General features: G+C 56.5%; 11 protein-coding genes and 1 tRNA gene. 5 read left to right on the top strand and 7 right to left on the bottom strand.

The window, feature by feature from the left end:
- Nucleotides 1–688 precede the first annotated feature (688 nt).
- On the top strand, nucleotides 689–1048 hold the full coding sequence (locus tag JMF94_RS11160; protein ID WP_240825162.1) for a helix-turn-helix domain-containing protein: 360 nt from the start codon (nucleotides 689–691) through the stop codon (nucleotides 1046–1048).
- A 215-nt stretch (nucleotides 1049–1263) separates the two neighbouring features.
- Nucleotides 1264–2049: a DNA alkylation repair protein gene (locus JMF94_RS11155; RefSeq protein WP_240825160.1), complete on the top strand. Its 786-nt coding sequence runs from the start codon at nucleotides 1264–1266 to the stop codon at nucleotides 2047–2049.
- A gap of 146 nt (nucleotides 2050–2195) precedes the next feature.
- Here JMF94_RS11155 and JMF94_RS11150 read toward each other — a convergent pair whose 3' ends face one another.
- From JMF94_RS11150 to JMF94_RS11140, 3 genes are all read right to left on the bottom strand, one after another.
- The gene (locus JMF94_RS11150) at nucleotides 2196–3581 is read right to left on the bottom strand and encodes an aminopeptidase (protein WP_240825159.1); all 1386 of its coding nucleotides are present in this window, start codon (nucleotides 3579–3581) and stop codon (nucleotides 2196–2198) included.
- Between the two features lie 39 nt (nucleotides 3582–3620).
- Entirely contained in the window at nucleotides 3621–5057 is a 1437-nt protein-coding gene (gene selA, locus JMF94_RS11145; protein ID WP_240825158.1) for an L-seryl-tRNA(Sec) selenium transferase, read from the bottom strand.
- A 115-nt stretch (nucleotides 5058–5172) separates the two neighbouring features.
- Nucleotides 5173–6465 (bottom strand): cyanophycin synthetase, encoded by a 1293-nt coding sequence (locus JMF94_RS11140; protein ID WP_240825157.1) that lies wholly within the window; start codon nucleotides 6463–6465, stop codon nucleotides 5173–5175.
- A 213-nt stretch (nucleotides 6466–6678) separates the two neighbouring features.
- Between JMF94_RS11140 and JMF94_RS11135 the strand changes: the two genes are divergently transcribed.
- Nucleotides 6679–6755, top strand: a tRNA-Arg gene (locus JMF94_RS11135).
- 208 nt (nucleotides 6756–6963) lie between these two features.
- Here the strand turns inward: JMF94_RS11135 and JMF94_RS11130 are convergent.
- On the bottom strand, nucleotides 6964–7398 hold the full coding sequence (locus tag JMF94_RS11130) for a YqaA family protein (RefSeq protein ID WP_240825156.1): 435 nt from the start codon (nucleotides 7396–7398) through the stop codon (nucleotides 6964–6966).
- A 592-nt stretch (nucleotides 7399–7990) separates the two neighbouring features.
- Between JMF94_RS11130 and JMF94_RS11125 the strand changes: the two genes are divergently transcribed.
- Together JMF94_RS11125 and JMF94_RS11120 are read left to right on the top strand one after the other, a co-directional pair.
- Nucleotides 7991–9892, top strand: a complete 1902-nt coding sequence (locus JMF94_RS11125) for a methyl-accepting chemotaxis protein (RefSeq protein ID WP_240825155.1) — start codon at nucleotides 7991–7993, stop codon at nucleotides 9890–9892.
- A 444-nt stretch (nucleotides 9893–10336) separates the two neighbouring features.
- A complete protein-coding gene (locus JMF94_RS11120; RefSeq protein ID WP_227118222.1) occupies nucleotides 10337–11116 on the top strand; it encodes a DUF169 domain-containing protein in 780 nt (259 codons plus the stop codon).
- 104 nt (nucleotides 11117–11220) lie between these two features.
- Here the strand turns inward: JMF94_RS11120 and eutC are convergent, their stop codons facing one another.
- From eutC to JMF94_RS11105, 3 genes are all read right to left on the bottom strand, one after another.
- Nucleotides 11221–12048, bottom strand: a complete 828-nt coding sequence (eutC, locus tag JMF94_RS11115; RefSeq protein ID WP_240825154.1) for an ethanolamine ammonia-lyase subunit EutC — start codon at nucleotides 12046–12048, stop codon at nucleotides 11221–11223.
- A 70-nt stretch (nucleotides 12049–12118) separates the two neighbouring features.
- Complete coding sequence (locus tag JMF94_RS11110; protein WP_240825153.1) at nucleotides 12119–13477, bottom strand: ethanolamine ammonia-lyase subunit EutB; 1359 nt, start codon at nucleotides 13475–13477, stop codon at nucleotides 12119–12121.
- A 14-nt stretch (nucleotides 13478–13491) separates the two neighbouring features.
- Nucleotides 13492–14832 carry a TRAP transporter large permease subunit gene (locus JMF94_RS11105; RefSeq protein ID WP_192112833.1) on the bottom strand — a complete coding sequence of 447 codons (1341 nt, stop codon included), beginning with the start codon at nucleotides 14830–14832 and terminating at the stop codon, nucleotides 13492–13494.
- Nucleotides 14833–14838 lie beyond the last annotated feature (6 nt).

Below are 14838 nucleotides of genomic sequence, written 5' to 3'. Positions count from 1 at the left end.
AGCATATGGGGCCGAAGCGGTTGAAAGCTGCTTCGGCCTTTCTGGTCTTCACGGTTATTTTTGAAACCGTGTATTTTTTTATTGTTTCTGCTATCAGATATTTTTCTTTCATATCTTATTAATTTTACACGCAGCCTTGTCTGATTGGCGGACACTTCAGCCCCCTACGCGGCCAAAAACACGCATATCTGATAATTAAACTCCTTGACTTATCTCATGTTGTGAGTATTTTTTAAGCGTACATCGGCAGTCTCTCCAGAGTTGCGATAATTTCCTTCCGCTGGTTTGGCTCAACGTGTACGGGAACAGCTTGTGGGTTCCCCCTACTCTCCCCTTGGGGCTGAAAATTTATTTCTGCCTCACCAAAACCCGGTTGCGACCTGCAGGGCTACGAAGCGTTGGCGTATTGTCACGGCTTTTTAGGCAACTGTGATGGCTGCACGGAGTCTATGTCAGTTCTCCCGGCTGTTGCACTATCCTTTGTGCAGCATCAGTTGGCCTGTTTCACTGTCCAGACCGCTCCCTTTCAGAAAAGCATCCTCGCGTCCGTTTTTATGGGTTTGCCATATCCAGGCCAACACAATAAACGCGCATCAGAGCATCCGCTCGCCGCACCCGGTTCCTTCGTTTCAAGACGTTGATAATTCCGGGCATTTTGCACGCCTAGCGTACAGAGGAGGCTCTTCCAATGAGTGGAAAGGTATTTGAGTACATGGCCATTATGGACCGCATCAAGAATGTCACCCAATGCAGAACCCAACAGGAACTTGCGCAGTTTTTTGATGTTTCCCAATCTTGCATTTCTGATTCCAAAAAGCGGCTGGCTATCCCTTCCAAGTGGCTGCTCAGCCTGCTGAAGAAAAAGGGCATCAACCCTGAATGGGTTCAGAAAGGCGTTGGCCCGAAGTTTTTGCTTCCCTACGATGAAGACAGGGGAGCCGTGTGCAGCATTTATGCTAGAACGCCCGACAAGTGTCCGCTGCAACATATTGTTTCGGACATCGGCAAGCTGGTTACACGGGCTGAGGGTATGGGGCGTAGCGCGTAGGGCGGTGAGGCTGAGGCTCCCGCAGGGGAATTGTTCGATGAGTGGGGCAGGGCCTGCCCCAAATTGAAGCAGCCCTGTGCATGTCGGGTCAAGGCCAGTTGTTTTTTTGTCCGCATGTGTTTGGGGCAACAGAGCTGTATCGTGCATTTGACTTTTGTGGGGATAGTTTTGATTTGCAAAGACCTGCGCCAGTTTGACGCAGGTCTTTGCATACCGTGAGCATTGGTGTCGCCGGGAGTGCCATGACCATTTCTTCCACGCGTCTGGTCCAGCTCAACAGCGGGCAGGACGCTTCTAAAAATCTGGCAGAGGGGCTGGCGGTGGATTTTGCCGCCCTGATGGCTGTTGCCTTGCCGCAGGTTGATGTCTCATTGCTGGGCGAAATGCGCGCTGCCGCATCCCTTGGGATTTCAAAGCGCATGCTGCTGGCTGGCGAGCTGGTGCACCGGGCCGTGGGCGCGCAGGGATTGGCAAGGTTTGCCGTGCACAGGTCGGATACTGTTCGGGGTTGGATATGTTATGCTCTGGCGCACGAGCATACCCTGCATTCTCCGGCGGAGCCGCTGGAAGATCTGCTGGAAGCCGTGCGTCCCTTTGCGGATGATGCACATTTTGGCGTGCGTGAATGGGCATGGATGGCTGTGCGACCTCATCTGGCAAAGCAGCCGGAACGCGCCCTAAGCCACCTCGCAGGCTGGACCGCCGACCCATCGGAAAGGGTGCGCCGTTTTGCCAGCGAAAGCACCCGCCCGCGCGGCGTGTGGTGTGCCCACCTGAATATCCTCAAGGAGAATCCGGCGCTGGGCTTGCCTGTTCTTGACCCCTTGCAGGCTGACCCCTCCACCTATGTGCAGGACAGCGTGGGCAACTGGCTTAACGATGCCGCCAAATCACAACCACAGTGGGTGAGCGAGCTCTGCGATGCGTGGCTCGCGCAAAATCCGGGTAAGGCGACCGCGCGCATCTGCAAAAGAGCGCTTCGCAGCCTGCATAAAAAATAGAGCGTATCCGTAAACGCCATACAGAAACTGCCCTTGCGGGCTGGCTGATTTTCACCAGCCCGCAAGGGCAGTCTGTTATCTATGCAGCTTTGCAGACAGAACGCAAATCACCTGTTGCGTAGTTGTCCGCTGCGCGGGCTTGCGTGCTATAACTGGGCTTCCAGAAATGCGCGGAAGGCCTGCTTGGTGGCGAAGAGGTCTGCGCTGCTTGCCAGTTCAAAGGGGCTGTGCATGGACAGGATGGCAGGGCCAAGGTCAATAACCTGCATGCCGTAGGCCGCAAGGAACAGCGCCACGGTGCCACCGCCGCCAAGGTCGACCTTGCCAAGTTCCGCAGTCTGCCATGCGATGCCCTTGCCGTTGAAAAGCCCGCGCAGCGCGCCGAAAAATTCGGCGTCGGCCTCGCTGGCCCCGTACTTGCCGCGCGAGCCGGTAAACTTGGAAAATACCGGGCCGTAGCCCAGCAGGGCGGCGTTCTGTTTTTCGTGCACATCCTGATAATCGGGATCCAGCGCTGCGGAAACGTCGGCAGAAAGGGCGCGGGTCTCAAGCAGCACATGCGAGGGCGGGACGTCCTTTTCCCACGCGCGGGTGAGGTCTTCCACGCAATACTGCATAAAGCGCGAGGCTGCGCCAGATGCGCCGTCCGAGCCGATTTCCTCTTTGTCCCAGAAAATAACAGCCATGCTGCGGCCTGTGGCTTCGGCCTCAAGCAGAGCCTCCAGCGCGGTAAACACGCAGATGCGGTCGTCCTGCCCGTAGCCGCCGATCATTGCCTTGTCAAAGCCCACAAAGCGGGCCGGGCCAGCGGGCACAGCCTGAAGCTCGGCAGTGATGAGGTCTTCTTCGCAGATGCCGTATTTTTTGTGCAGCAGTTCGAGCAGCTGGGTTTTGATGGGGTCTTTGGGCGCATCGTCCTTGCCGGATTTGCCAGCCTTGGGCGTGCTGTGGGCCAGAATGATATTGAGTTTTTCGGCCTCAAAGGCTTCGCTGACCGGCTGCGTAACCTGCTTCTGGGCCAGATGGGGCAAAAGGTCGGCAATGCAGAACACTGGCTCGCCGGGTTTTTCGCCGATGGTCACGGTCAGGGTTTCGCCATTTTCACGCACGATAACGCCGTGCAGGGCCAGGGGCCGCGCCAGCCACTGATATTTGCGGATACCGCCGTAGTAGTGGGTTTTTGCCTGAGCAACGCCGGGCTGTTCGATGAGCGGGCGCTGCTTGAAATCAAGGCGGGGGGTGTCGGCGTGGGCCGCCAGCAGCGAAAGCCCCTGGCTCAGGGGCAGTGCACCCTTGCGGGCCGCAAAAATGGCCTTGCCGCGCAGGGAACGCATAACGCGGTCGCCGCTGAAATCTTCCGCGTAACCATGCTCGGCAAGGCGCTGGCGCACGTATTCCACTGTTTCGCGCTCTGTCTTGCAGTGGGTGATAAAGTCGATATAGCGCTGGGCCAGAGCTTCCATTTCCTTGCGGGTTTTGGCGTCGGCGTTGTCCCAGATGCTTTTGGGCTTGTAGGCAAGATTCTTTTCCATGATGCTGTTCCTTTTATCTCACGCAATGGGTTGCGCGTATTATGCCTGTTGAGGGTTTGCAGCGTTCAGCGCCTGACGCAGAACGCGTAGTACCTCGGGGTATTCTTTGACATCAAGTGTGCGCGGGTCAAGGCAGAAGGCATCGCCTTCCAGCCGCCCAATGAGCGGGGGAACCGTCTCAAGCAGGGCAGCCTTGAGGGCCGTGGGGCTGCATGCCGTAGGCCTGAGCCGTACAAGGGTCGTGGGCAGGTCGTATTGCGGAAACGCGCCGCCGCCCACGCGCGACACATCCTCGCGCAAGCCTACCTCGCACAGGGTGCTGTCTGCATTAAGCCCCTTGCGCAGGCGGTTTGCCAGATTGCGGGCTGCCTTGGCAAGTTCATCGGGGGGGCAGGTTATCATGCGCAGGGTCGGTACGCTTTTGCGGGCTTTTTCCGGGTCAAGGTACAGGCGCAGGGTGGCCTCAAGAGCGGAGAGGCACAGCTTGTCGCAGCGCAGCGCCCGCGTGAGCGGATTGCTTTTGAGTTTTTCCACCATGCTCTTGCGCCCGGTGATGATGCCAGCCTGAGGGCCGCCAAGCACCTTGTCACCCGAAAAAGTCGCGATATCCGCGCCCTGCGAGAGTACTTCCGGCACGGTGGGTTCGTTGGGAAGGCCGCAGGAAGAAAAATCCATAAGACTGCCGCTGCCGAGGTCTTCAATGAGCGGCAGGTTGTGCTCGCGAGCCAGTTCTGCCAGTTCGGGCAGGGCCACGGCGGCATGAAAGCCCACAATCCGGTAGTTGGACGTGTGCACGCGCATGAGCGCGCGCGTGTTTTCGTTGATGGCGGCGCGGTAATCGCGAAGGTGTGTGCGGTTGGTGGCCCCCACCTCGCGCAGGGTGGCCCCGCTTTTTTCCATTACTTCTGGAATGCGGAAGCTGCCGCCTATTTCCACCAGCTCGCCGCGTGAAACAATAACCTCGCCGCCCTTGCAGAAGGTGTCGAGCACCAGCAGCACGGCGGCGGCATTGTTATTGACCACAAGGGCCGCCTCGGCCCCGGTGACGCGGCAAATGAGTTCTTCCACCAGTGCGTGACGGCTGCCCCGGCCACCTGTGGCGAGATTCAGTTCCAGATTGCAGTAGCCGGTAGCTGCCCGCAGCACGGCTTCTCGGGCTTCTTCGGCCAGTACGGAGCGCCCCATGTTGGTATGCACCACAACGCCCGTGGCGTTGAGCGCCGATTGGAAACGGGGCCGCAGCCCTCGCTGCACAAAGGCCAGCAGGCCTGGCAGCTGGCGTTCAAGGTGCAGGTCTTCGGGGGTGGTGCAGCGCCCGGCGCGGATGTCATCCCGCCGAATATCCCAATAGGCGACCACAAGATCGCGCAGCAGCGCGTGCGGCGTTTGCTGGCTGTCGCCCAGTGCGGCATCCGCGCGGTGCAGCGCGGCAATGCTGGCGTCTACGGCGGGAATGGCGCGAAAAAGATTTTGCATGGGCGTCCTTTATACTGCGTTAACCGCAAAAAATGAAAAATACGCGAGCACGGCGGCTTGGGCTTGGTCTGCCATGCTGCGCCGTAAGCCATGACTGCGGAGGGTTTGCCTGCGCTTAGTGAAGCTGCGCTTGCAGCAGCCATTGGGGGTGCTGCGTAAAAAATTCCGAAAGCAGGTACAGCGAACCTGTCATGAGCACCGGGCGGGCCTCGGTGGCGGCGGGCAGGGCGCGTGCCAGTTCAAGAGCCTTTGCCAATCCCTGTGGGCCTTCGGGCAAGGCCTGCGCCGTGGCCGGCGGCAGGGCGTTGCAGGCGGCGGCTATGTCTTGCGCTGCTGCGGCCCGGTGGTTGCCCAGTGTAACCACAAACATGGGGGCTTCGCCCAGATAGTGCTTGAGCATCTGGGCGGCAGGCAACCAGTCTTTGTCTGCAAGGCAGGAAAATACCGCTCCGGCGGGTTGCAGGCCTTCGGCGCGCAGGGCCTTGATAAGCGCGGCCATGCCGTGCGGATTGTGGGCGCCGTCAAGCAGCAGCGGAGGATACTGATCTGTACCCGGCACCCGCTGCAAGCGACCCGGCATAAAAGCTTGCGCCAGCCCTTGAGCCTGCGCCGTCGTGTCGTCCGTATTTTTGCCCAGCATGGGGGCAAGCTCGCGCCATGCTGTGAGGGCCAGGCCTGCGTTGGCGCGTTGGTGAGGGCCGCTGAGGCCAAGGCTGGTATCTGCGGCAACCGGGCAAGCCCTGATGAAGGGCGCGTTGTGGCTACGGGCCTCGCGTTCAAGGATTTTTGCGGCTTCGGGAAACTGCGCGACGCTGCACACGGGCGCGGCGCAACGTATGGCTGCGGCCTTGTCTGTCGCAATGTCGACAAGGGTGGGGCCAAGGATGTCCTTGTGGTCAAGGGCGATGGGCGCATAGCACATGAGGTCGGCGGCAACGGCGGTTGTGGCGTCGTGTTTGCCGCCAAGGCCAGCCTCAAGCACGGCAAGCTCCACGCCCTTGCGCGCAAAACCCAGCAGGGCCAGTACTGTAAGAAATTCAAAGTAGGTCAGATCGGGCGCGGCAGTCATGACCTGATTGGCTGGCTCAACCCAGTCATCCGCAGGCCAGGGGGCGCAGGCGGCATCATTGGGCCCGCCAATGCGGATGCGCTCAGTGGGGCTGACAAAGTGCGGCGAGGTGTAGAGGCCCACCCGGCAGCCGTGAGCAAGCGCAAGGGAAGCAAGAAAGGACGATGTTGATCCCTTGCCGTTGGTGCCGAGCACCTGAGCCACCACAAAGGGCGGGCGTGTCAGGTCAAGGGCGGCCAAGGTCCGGCGCATGCGGCCCAGGCCCATATCCATATGAAAAAGCCCCAGGCTGTCCAGATGGCGCTGGATATCTGCGGGAGTGCTGAACGTGTTGCTCATTTCTATATGGTAGCGCAAAGCGCGCTGTCTGTCAGCGGGCGCGCACAGGCAAAATCCGCGCAAATCTGGCCCGATGTTTGCGTAACGAAGCGCGACATCGTGCAAATCCCGTCGCAGAGGCGTGTACGCCTGAATGCGCGGGAACGCTTGACGCCGTGGGGCGCTATCACTATATTGGCCGCCACACGGCTGGGCACTACGCCCTTGCCATGTGCGCCCGTAGCTCAGTTGGATAGAGCAGGAACCTTCTAAGTTCTTGGTCAGGGGTTCGATTCCTCTCGGGCGCGCCAATAAATAAATCAGGATGTTACATGGTTTTTCATGTGACATCCTTTTTGTTTTTGGGGCAAAAATTTCTGTCTGGTTGCCCGTCAGTCATCCACCTGTCACCCCCCTGCCAGTTTTACATGATCGCGGGGCGGTTGGCACTGATTGGCGCACGCATTGGCACAACAATTCTGTTTAGCTCGGCCTGCTTCAATCCACTATTCTTCATCCTCAGGTGAACTGCAAGGTGATCAGCGCAACCACGATGTAGCGGGCTGTTTTTGCCGCTGCGACAATGAGGATGAATGAGGGAAAGGGCTCGCGCAGAATTCCCGCCACAAGCGTGATAGGGTCGCCCACAATAGGCATCCAGCTCAGAAGCAACGACCAGCGCCCGTATTTGCCATACCACGCTTCAGCTCTGGCAAGGCTGCTGCGCTTTATGGGAAACCACGAGCGATCCTGATAATGGATGAAGAACCGCCCGAGCAGCCAGTTGGTGGCAGACCCTAGTGTGTTGCCAAGGCTGGCGGCGGCGATCATTGCCCACAGTGGCGCGTAGTCTTTTGCCAGCGCTCCTGCCAGAAAAAGCTCTGACTGCGCAGGAAAGATCGAGGCTGCCACAAATGCAGAAATAAATAATCCCCAAAGTACGCTCACGCTCATTTCCGCATCCTGCTTGCAAGGCTTTATTGATTGCGCTGCGGCATGGCAGCACCGCACAATATAAAAGTGCCGCGCAGCGCACAAGTAGCATGAATCCTTGCCATGAATAGCTGATGTCTTTTCTCATTCATCATTATTTCTTCTGCCGTTGATAGCGATTCTGATCCCATGCCTCTTTCTTATATGCTGATGCTGGGGGATTGTATTAAATGTTTTAATTGTGCATGTGAAAAATGGCTATTTTATGAGGATTTGATGTGAAGATCTGTCATTGTTCTGTGTTGCATTTTTGCAACGCAATGTTGCAAAAATACAACATTTGGCGATATTTTTGCTGTGTTTTTGCAACATCATTGACTGAACAAAAAAATTATATAGTATTTATTGGTTGACTCTAAAGAATTTTAGCGAGCATTCGATACTATTGCAGTGTTTTGTTAAAAAAGTTGATGCTCAATAAGGAGAACGTGACGTGGCAATGAGTGCAAAAAACAAAATCCTCCTAAGCGTAGTCGCATTCTTTTCGTTGGTCATCGTCGCGATGGCCTACAGCTCGTATCGGAGTTTCTGTGCCTCGTCATACGACTCTGAGATGGAGCAGCTTGATACCATGTCCCAGGCAGTGGGTAAGGCTGTTTCAGAAAAGATGGACGTATATTTCAATGTGCTTGAGCTGAGCTCGCGCATGCTGACGAATCCTGTGGGCGCATCCCCGGATGAAGTGTATGAATATAAGCGTAATGTTCTTATACAATTGCTAAAACAGGTAAATCTTGTTGAAGCCTATTATGCTTTTGACAGCGGCGAAACGCATAATAACAAAGGCGTGATCAATAATTTTAACGCCAAGAGCCTTGGCCGCGAGTGGTTTGTGCGCATGTTTAATGGCGAAAAGAGGGTTGTAACAACCCCCTATACTTCGTCTATCGGCGCGACTGTTATGGCTGTGGGCGTGCCTTTGATAGATAACGGCAAGATGGCGGGCACGCTCTGCATCAACCTGGGCCTGACGGACATAACCAATTTTACCAATCATGTTCTTGAGTTCGACAATATTTTTCTGACGCGGGCCGATGGCTACATCATGGCCAACAGGGATGAAAAACGCATTGGCAAAAGCCTGTGGGAAGTTATCCCGGATATGAAAAAATACAGCGGGTTGCAGCAGAACGGTCGCATCCAGTTTACCAGCAGAGACAGGGTGTTTGAGGGGAGCCTGTACATTATTCCGGGTCTTGGCTGGAAAGTGTGGACGTACAAACCGCTGGAGGAAATCCAGCGTGACTCCACCGCCAATCTGCACTCCAGTGCCATAACCGCCGTTGTCGCCCTGGTGCTTTCTGCCCTGATGGTGCATTTTCTGGTATCCATGCTGATCTTCAAGCCGCTGGGCAAGGGTGTTGTTTTTGCCGCAGCGGTTGCCGAGGGTAATCTTGATGAAACCCTCGATATCAAGAGCAAAGACGAAGTGGGGACGCTTGCCGATGCCCTGCGCAACATGGTTGCGCGGCTGAAAGATATGATCCGCACGACAGAAGAAAAGGAACGGCACGCCCTCTCCGAAGCCGAGCGTGCGCAAAAAGCGGTTGCCGAGGCGGAGGAAGCCCGCAAAGAAGCAGAGCTGGCCACCCAGCGCGGTATTTTGCAAGCTGCCGGCCAGATTGAAGGCGTTGTTGCGCGCATTGCCTCCAGCACGGAAGAGCTGGCGGCACAGTCCGAGCAGATATCCCATGCTGCGGAAATCCAGCGGCAACGCATGACGGACACCTCTGCCGGTATGGAGCAGATGTCCGCCTCCATTGTTGAGGTGGCGCGCAACTCCGGCCAGGCTGCTTCCAATGCTGTCAAAACGCAGCAGGAGGCAGGGCAGGGCGCGACTCTGGTTCGGCAGGTCATTAACTCGGTAAATCATGTGCATGAACAGACGCAGGCCATGAAGGTTGACCTGACAGCCCTTGGCAAACAGGCCGACAGCATTGGCGCTATCATGGACGTCATCAACGATATCGCTGACCAGACCAACCTGTTGGCGCTCAATGCAGCCATTGAGGCGGCGCGGGCTGGCGAAGCTGGCCGTGGTTTTGCCGTGGTGGCAGATGAAGTGCGCAAACTGGCAGAAAAGACCATAGGTGCCACCAAACAGGTGGGCGAGAATATCTCCGGTATGCAAACCGCCGCCAGGCAGAGCATCTCTTCCATGGACAAGGCCAGCCTTGTGGTGGAGGAAACAACCTCCCTGTCGCACAAATCCGGCGAAGTTTTGGATGCCATTCTGGTGCTTGCCAAAGAAAATGCCGATCAGGCGCAATCCATAGCAACAGCGGCAGAAGAACAGTCTTCCGCGTCGGAAGAAATCAGCCGCAGTCTTGATGAGGTTTCCCGTCTGACCACAGAGACCACACGCGGGCAGGCGGAATCCGCAACAGCTATTCAGCAGCTTGCTGAAATGGCTGGAGACCTCAACAGTATTGTGGATAAGCTGAAAAAGTCCTAGACAACGTCATTGTTAAGAACAGGCCGGGGTGGAAGCACTCCGGCTTTTTTTTTATATGACGCGACCCGCTGCGCGTTAATTCCAGACCTGCCCATTATGATAAAACTGCTCGCCATTTTTTGCACAGCAAGGCAGATAGTGCCGCCGCTGATGTTCCGCAAAAGCATAAAAAATCCGCGCTGATCAAGAAAAAATCGCAAATATCTAACCATATGAAAATAATAACTTTCACAATCTAATTGCGAAATGGAATTAGTAATGCAAAAAAATATCACATACAACTTGTTGTTTTGTAATGATAAATTTTAAGAATAAAACAAAACAAGGGGCAGTTATACCACTTGTGAAATTAGTGGGATTATATTGACATAAACGGCATAAAGAAATAAGTACAAGGCCGTACCAATGGACTCTTGTATAATAGCATCTAGACCAGAGGATTATATGAACACATTTGAAAAGCTTAGTGAAACGTTGATGCGTGAGCTGCGCCTCATTCATGCACCCGTTGCAATCAAATATTTCTACGACCAGAAAGAGCTTGATTCCTTCAAGGAAACTCAGCCCCACTATTCTCCCATGAAGCCGCTGACCTTCTGCCAGAGCGAAGTCGGCGCGCGCATGGAAGGTATTACAGTCATTGTTGAACGCGACAAGATGGGCTGTACCAATGCTAGTTTTGTGTTCGGCTGGAAAGAACTGGACGAACCCGAAATCAAAAGCCACCTCAAGTACTGCGCCGATGCCGACCATGCCCGCAAGGTGCTTGAAGCCAAGCCGCATGTTCCGGCCAATCTGCTGGCCATAGCCGTGAGCCCGCTTGCGGCAGCTACCACCCAGCCCGATGTGGTGCACTTTGTGTGCGATACAATGCAGGCCTACCACATCATTGGCGATTGGATGGCTACCCAGCGCATCGACAATTTCCACCCGTCCATGAGCGTCAACTCTGCCGTCTGCTCCGGCAATGTCTACACGCTGAACACCAAGCAGGCGAACCTGTACCTCGCTTGCAGCGGCAGCTACAATTCCGGCAAGACGGAACGGGGCGAAATCAACGTATCCATCCCCGGCGAGCACATGGAAGCTCTGGTGCAGCGCCTTGAAGACCGCGTCACCAACAAGGGCGGCGCGTCCATCACCCGCCTTGGCGAACCCTTCCCCGGCGCAGCCGTTTGCAAAAACTGCCCCCTCATTGTTTTCAAGAAAGAACGCGACGCCTAAAAAGGCTCTCGCACAGAGGTATACAACAACAGCCGGGCTGCCTTGCGCAGCCCGGCTGTTGTGCTGTGAGCACGGGGCAAGTTTGCCCACTGAACATAAAGATCCTATACAATCGCAGTCGTATCCTTACCAAAGGGCAAATACGTTGCGGGCATGTCGTCCTTGAGGTTCACCCCGGTCAATTGCCGCGCAAAGGCCCCCTGCACCAGATAGCACAGTTTGCGCACGCCGTCTTCAATGCTCAGGCCCGCAGGTCGCACATTTGAAATACAGTTCCGCGCTTCATCGGTGCAGCCGGGAAAGGGCGCGTAGGTCAGATAAACTCCCAGAGAGTTGGGCGAACTCAACCCCGGCCGTTCACCAATAAGAATCACCACCAGCCTTGCCTTCATGAGCGAAGCAACCTCGTCCGCCACGGCAACCCGCCCAAACTCCACCAAAGCCACGGGGGTTGCGCTATAGCCGGCATCTGCCGCGCAGGCCAGAAAAAGCCGGGCAAAGAGGGCCGCGTTTTCATGCACAGCGCGGGCCGAAAGCCCATCGCTGATAACAAGGCAAATGTCCGCCCCCTTATTGTCAGCCCTTGCGTACTGGCTTGCGAGCAGCTCGTGCGAGGCTTCTGAAAGTCGCCGCCCCTTGTCGGGCCTTGCCAGAAAATCCTCCTTGCTTGCAGCAGCGCTGGCAAGCTCAACGCAGTGCAACCCTGCACTTTCAATTTCTTCGCGCACGCTTGCCCTGTCAAAAGGCGTCAGTACCGCATCGCGCGCTCTGGCATGCGCCAGACGAAATCGCAGCCATTCCGTCTGCGGCAGGCTGACGCCGCAACGCCCAAGGGCAATACGGGCATCCGTATAGCGTTTCAGATCGGCCCAAGGGTCTTCCAAAACTGTTGCCGCTGATGCTGGCAAATATTCCTGCTTCATGACGTTCATGGCACCATCCTTTGGGACAGTTCAAGTCTGCTTTGCGCGGATTCTGAGAAAACCCGCACCGCAAAAGGCTCTATATGACCTGTCTGACACGCTGCTCAAGCCCGCGCAACGCGCCCGCCGGTGGCAGCAATGCACCGGCATCGTTGTGAATGCCCATGCTTTCAAGCCACGTTTCAAACTCCGGTGCAGGCCGCTTGCCCAGCAGCTTGCGCAGATAGGCCGCATCGTGGAACGAGGTGGATTGATAATTGAGCATGATGTCGTCCGCACCAGGAATACCCATGATAAAATTGCAACCAGCCGCGCCCAGCAGGGTCAGCAGTGCATCCATGTCGTCCTGATCGGCATCGGCATGGTTGGTGTAACAGATGTCCACCCCCATAGGCAGACCCAGCAGTTTGCCGCAGCAATGGTCTTCCAGCCCCGCACGAATAATCTGCTTGCCATTGAAAAGATACTCCGGCCCAATAAATCCCACCACGGTATTCACCAGTAATGGGCGGAACCTGCGGGCCACAGCGTAAGCGCGGCATTCCAGGGTTTGCTGATCGACCCCGAAATTGGCGTTGGCAGAGAGGGCGCTGCCTTGTCCTGTTTCAAAATACATCACATCCTCGCCCACGGTACCGCGCCCAAGTTCAAGCGTTGCCTGCCACGCTTCTTCCAGCAGGGAAAGGTCTATGCCAAAACTGGCATTGGCCTTTTCTGTTCCTGCTATGGACTGAAAGCACAGATCCAGCGGCACCCCCCTGCGGATAAGCTCCACTGCATTGGTTACGTGGGTCAGCACGCAGCTTTGGGTGGGTATTTCATAGCGCGCAATAAGCTCGTCCAGCAGACACAGGAGCCTTGCAATGTTTTCCAGACTGTCGGAAGCCGGATTGATGCCGATAACCGCATCGCCGGAGCCGTAATACAGCCCGTCAATGGTTGATGCCAGAATTCCCCGCGCATCGTCCGTAGGGTGATTGGGTTGCAAACGGACAGAAAAATGCCCCGGTAATCCTATGGTATTGCGAAAGCGCGTTACCACGCTGCATTTGGACGCCACCAGTATGAGATCCTGCAACCGCATGAGTTTGCTGGCGGCTGCGGCCATTTCCGGCGTGATGCCCGCCGTCAGCGCCGCAAGGCTTTCTGCATTGGCTGCATCGGTCAGCAGCCAGTCGCGGAACTCCCCCACGGTAAAGGAACTTATGGGCGCAAAGGCCGCAGCATCGTGGCTGTCAAGGATAAGGCGGGTGATCTCGTCCTTTTCATAAGGCACCACCTCCTCGTTCAGGAAGCGTTTGAGGGGCACATCGGCCAGCACCATCTGGGCGCGCACGCGTTCCTCGTCGTTGGCGGCGGCCACCCCGGCCAGCACGTCGCCCGATCTGAGGGGCGACGCCTTGGCCAGGATTTCGCGCAGGGTGCTGTGGGCATTCATGCTGTCCGCCTCTGCTACAGGAATGTTCTGGGCAGGAACATGGCGATATCAGGGAAGAGCATAACCAGCACCAGCCCCACCAGCATTATTATGACCATTGGCACAATGGAGGCGTAGATGTCGTTCAGCGTGACTCCCTTTGGAGCCATGGCCTTCATCAAAAAGAGGTTGTACCCGAATGGCGGCGTCATGTAGGCGATCTGACAGGTGATGGTGTAGAGCACGCCATACCAGATGGGGTCAAAACCCAGCGCCTTGACCAGCGGAATATACAGCGGGGCCACAATGATCAGCATGGCCGTATCGTCAAGGAACATCCCCATGAAAAGATACGAAAGCTGCATGACGATAAGCACGCCCCAGGGGCTGAGATTCCAGCCGTCAATGAAGAGCTTCTTGATGGCATGCACTGCGCCAAGGCCGTCAAAAACAGAGCTGAAACACAGGGCAGCCATGATAATCCACATGAACATACAGCTCACGCTGAGGGTCTGCACCAGGACAACGCGCATCACCCTGGCCGTGAGCCGCCCCTTGACCAGTGCTGCGATGGTCGCCACCAGAGCGCCCACGGCGGAGCTTTCCACCAGGCTGGTGATGCCGGTCATGAACGCGCCGGTCACAGAAAAAATAATGGCAAGCGGCAGCAGACCAGCCCAAAGGCTCTTCCACTTTTCCGCCGAGGTGATGGATTCGCGTTCTTCCTTGGGCAGCGCAGGGCCCATTGCGGGATTGAGCTTGCAGCGGATGACAATGTAGCCAATGAGTATCACCGCAAACATGAGGGCGGGGCCGATGCCGGCCATCCAGAGGCTGCTGACAGGCTGACGGGCGATCATGCCGTAGAGCACCATAACAACGCTTGGTGGCATCATGATGCCCAGCGAGCTGCCTGCCTGAATAACGCCCGAAACCATGCGCTTGTCATATCCGCGCTTGAGCATTTCCGGCATGGCGATGGTTGCGCCGATGGCCATGCCCGCGACGCTCAGGCCGTTCATGGCGGAAATGGCCACCATCAGAATGACCGTGCCGATGGCAAGGCCGCCGGGCAAAGGCCCCATCCAGACGTGGAACATGCGGTAAAGGTCGTTGGCGATGCCCGATTCCGAGAGCATGTAGCCCATGTAGATGAACAGGGGCAGAGTGATCATGGGGAACCACTTCATCAGCGTGATGCTGGCGTTGAACGCCATCTGCGAACCGCCGGTACCCCACAGAAAGAGGGCCGCGATGGCCCCGGTGAAGCCGATGGCCGCAAACACCCGCTGCCCGGTGAGCATGAGCATTCCCATGGATGCGAAGAGCATCAGGGCAATGCCCTCGTGAGAAAGAGTGAACGTAAGATCGAACATGTCCTC

Source organism: Desulfovibrio sp. UIB00 (assembly GCF_022508225.1).
Lineage (GTDB): Bacteria > Desulfobacterota > Desulfovibrionia > Desulfovibrionales > Desulfovibrionaceae > Desulfovibrio.
This window is presented reverse-complemented; position numbering and strand designations above follow the sequence as displayed.

What these genes read in the sequence shown, in the direction of transcription:
- JMF94_RS11160 (WP_240825162.1), top strand. Translation starts at nt 689, where the DNA reads ATGAGTGGAAAGGTATTTGAGTACATGGCCATTATGGACCGCATCAAG.
- JMF94_RS11105 (WP_192112833.1), bottom strand. Translation starts at nt 14,832, where the DNA reads ATGTTCGATCTTACGTTCACTCTTTCTCACGAGGGCATTGCCCTGATG.
- JMF94_RS11110 (WP_240825153.1), bottom strand. Translation starts at nt 13,477, where the DNA reads ATGAATGCCCACAGCACCCTGCGCGAAATCCTGGCCAAGGCGTCGCCC.
- JMF94_RS11150 (WP_240825159.1), bottom strand. Translation starts at nt 3,581, where the DNA reads ATGGAAAAGAATCTTGCCTACAAGCCCAAAAGCATCTGGGACAACGCC.
- JMF94_RS11120 (WP_227118222.1), top strand. Translation starts at nt 10,337, where the DNA reads ATGAACACATTTGAAAAGCTTAGTGAAACGTTGATGCGTGAGCTGCGC.
- JMF94_RS11140 (WP_240825157.1), bottom strand. Translation starts at nt 6,465, where the DNA reads ATGAGCAACACGTTCAGCACTCCCGCAGATATCCAGCGCCATCTGGAC.
- JMF94_RS11130 (WP_240825156.1), bottom strand. Translation starts at nt 7,398, where the DNA reads ATGAGCGTGAGCGTACTTTGGGGATTATTTATTTCTGCATTTGTGGCA.
- JMF94_RS11125 (WP_240825155.1), top strand. Translation starts at nt 7,991, where the DNA reads ATGGAGCAGCTTGATACCATGTCCCAGGCAGTGGGTAAGGCTGTTTCA.
- selA (WP_240825158.1), bottom strand. Translation starts at nt 5,057, where the DNA reads ATGCAAAATCTTTTTCGCGCCATTCCCGCCGTAGACGCCAGCATTGCC.
- eutC (WP_240825154.1), bottom strand. Translation starts at nt 12,048, where the DNA reads ATGAACGTCATGAAGCAGGAATATTTGCCAGCATCAGCGGCAACAGTT.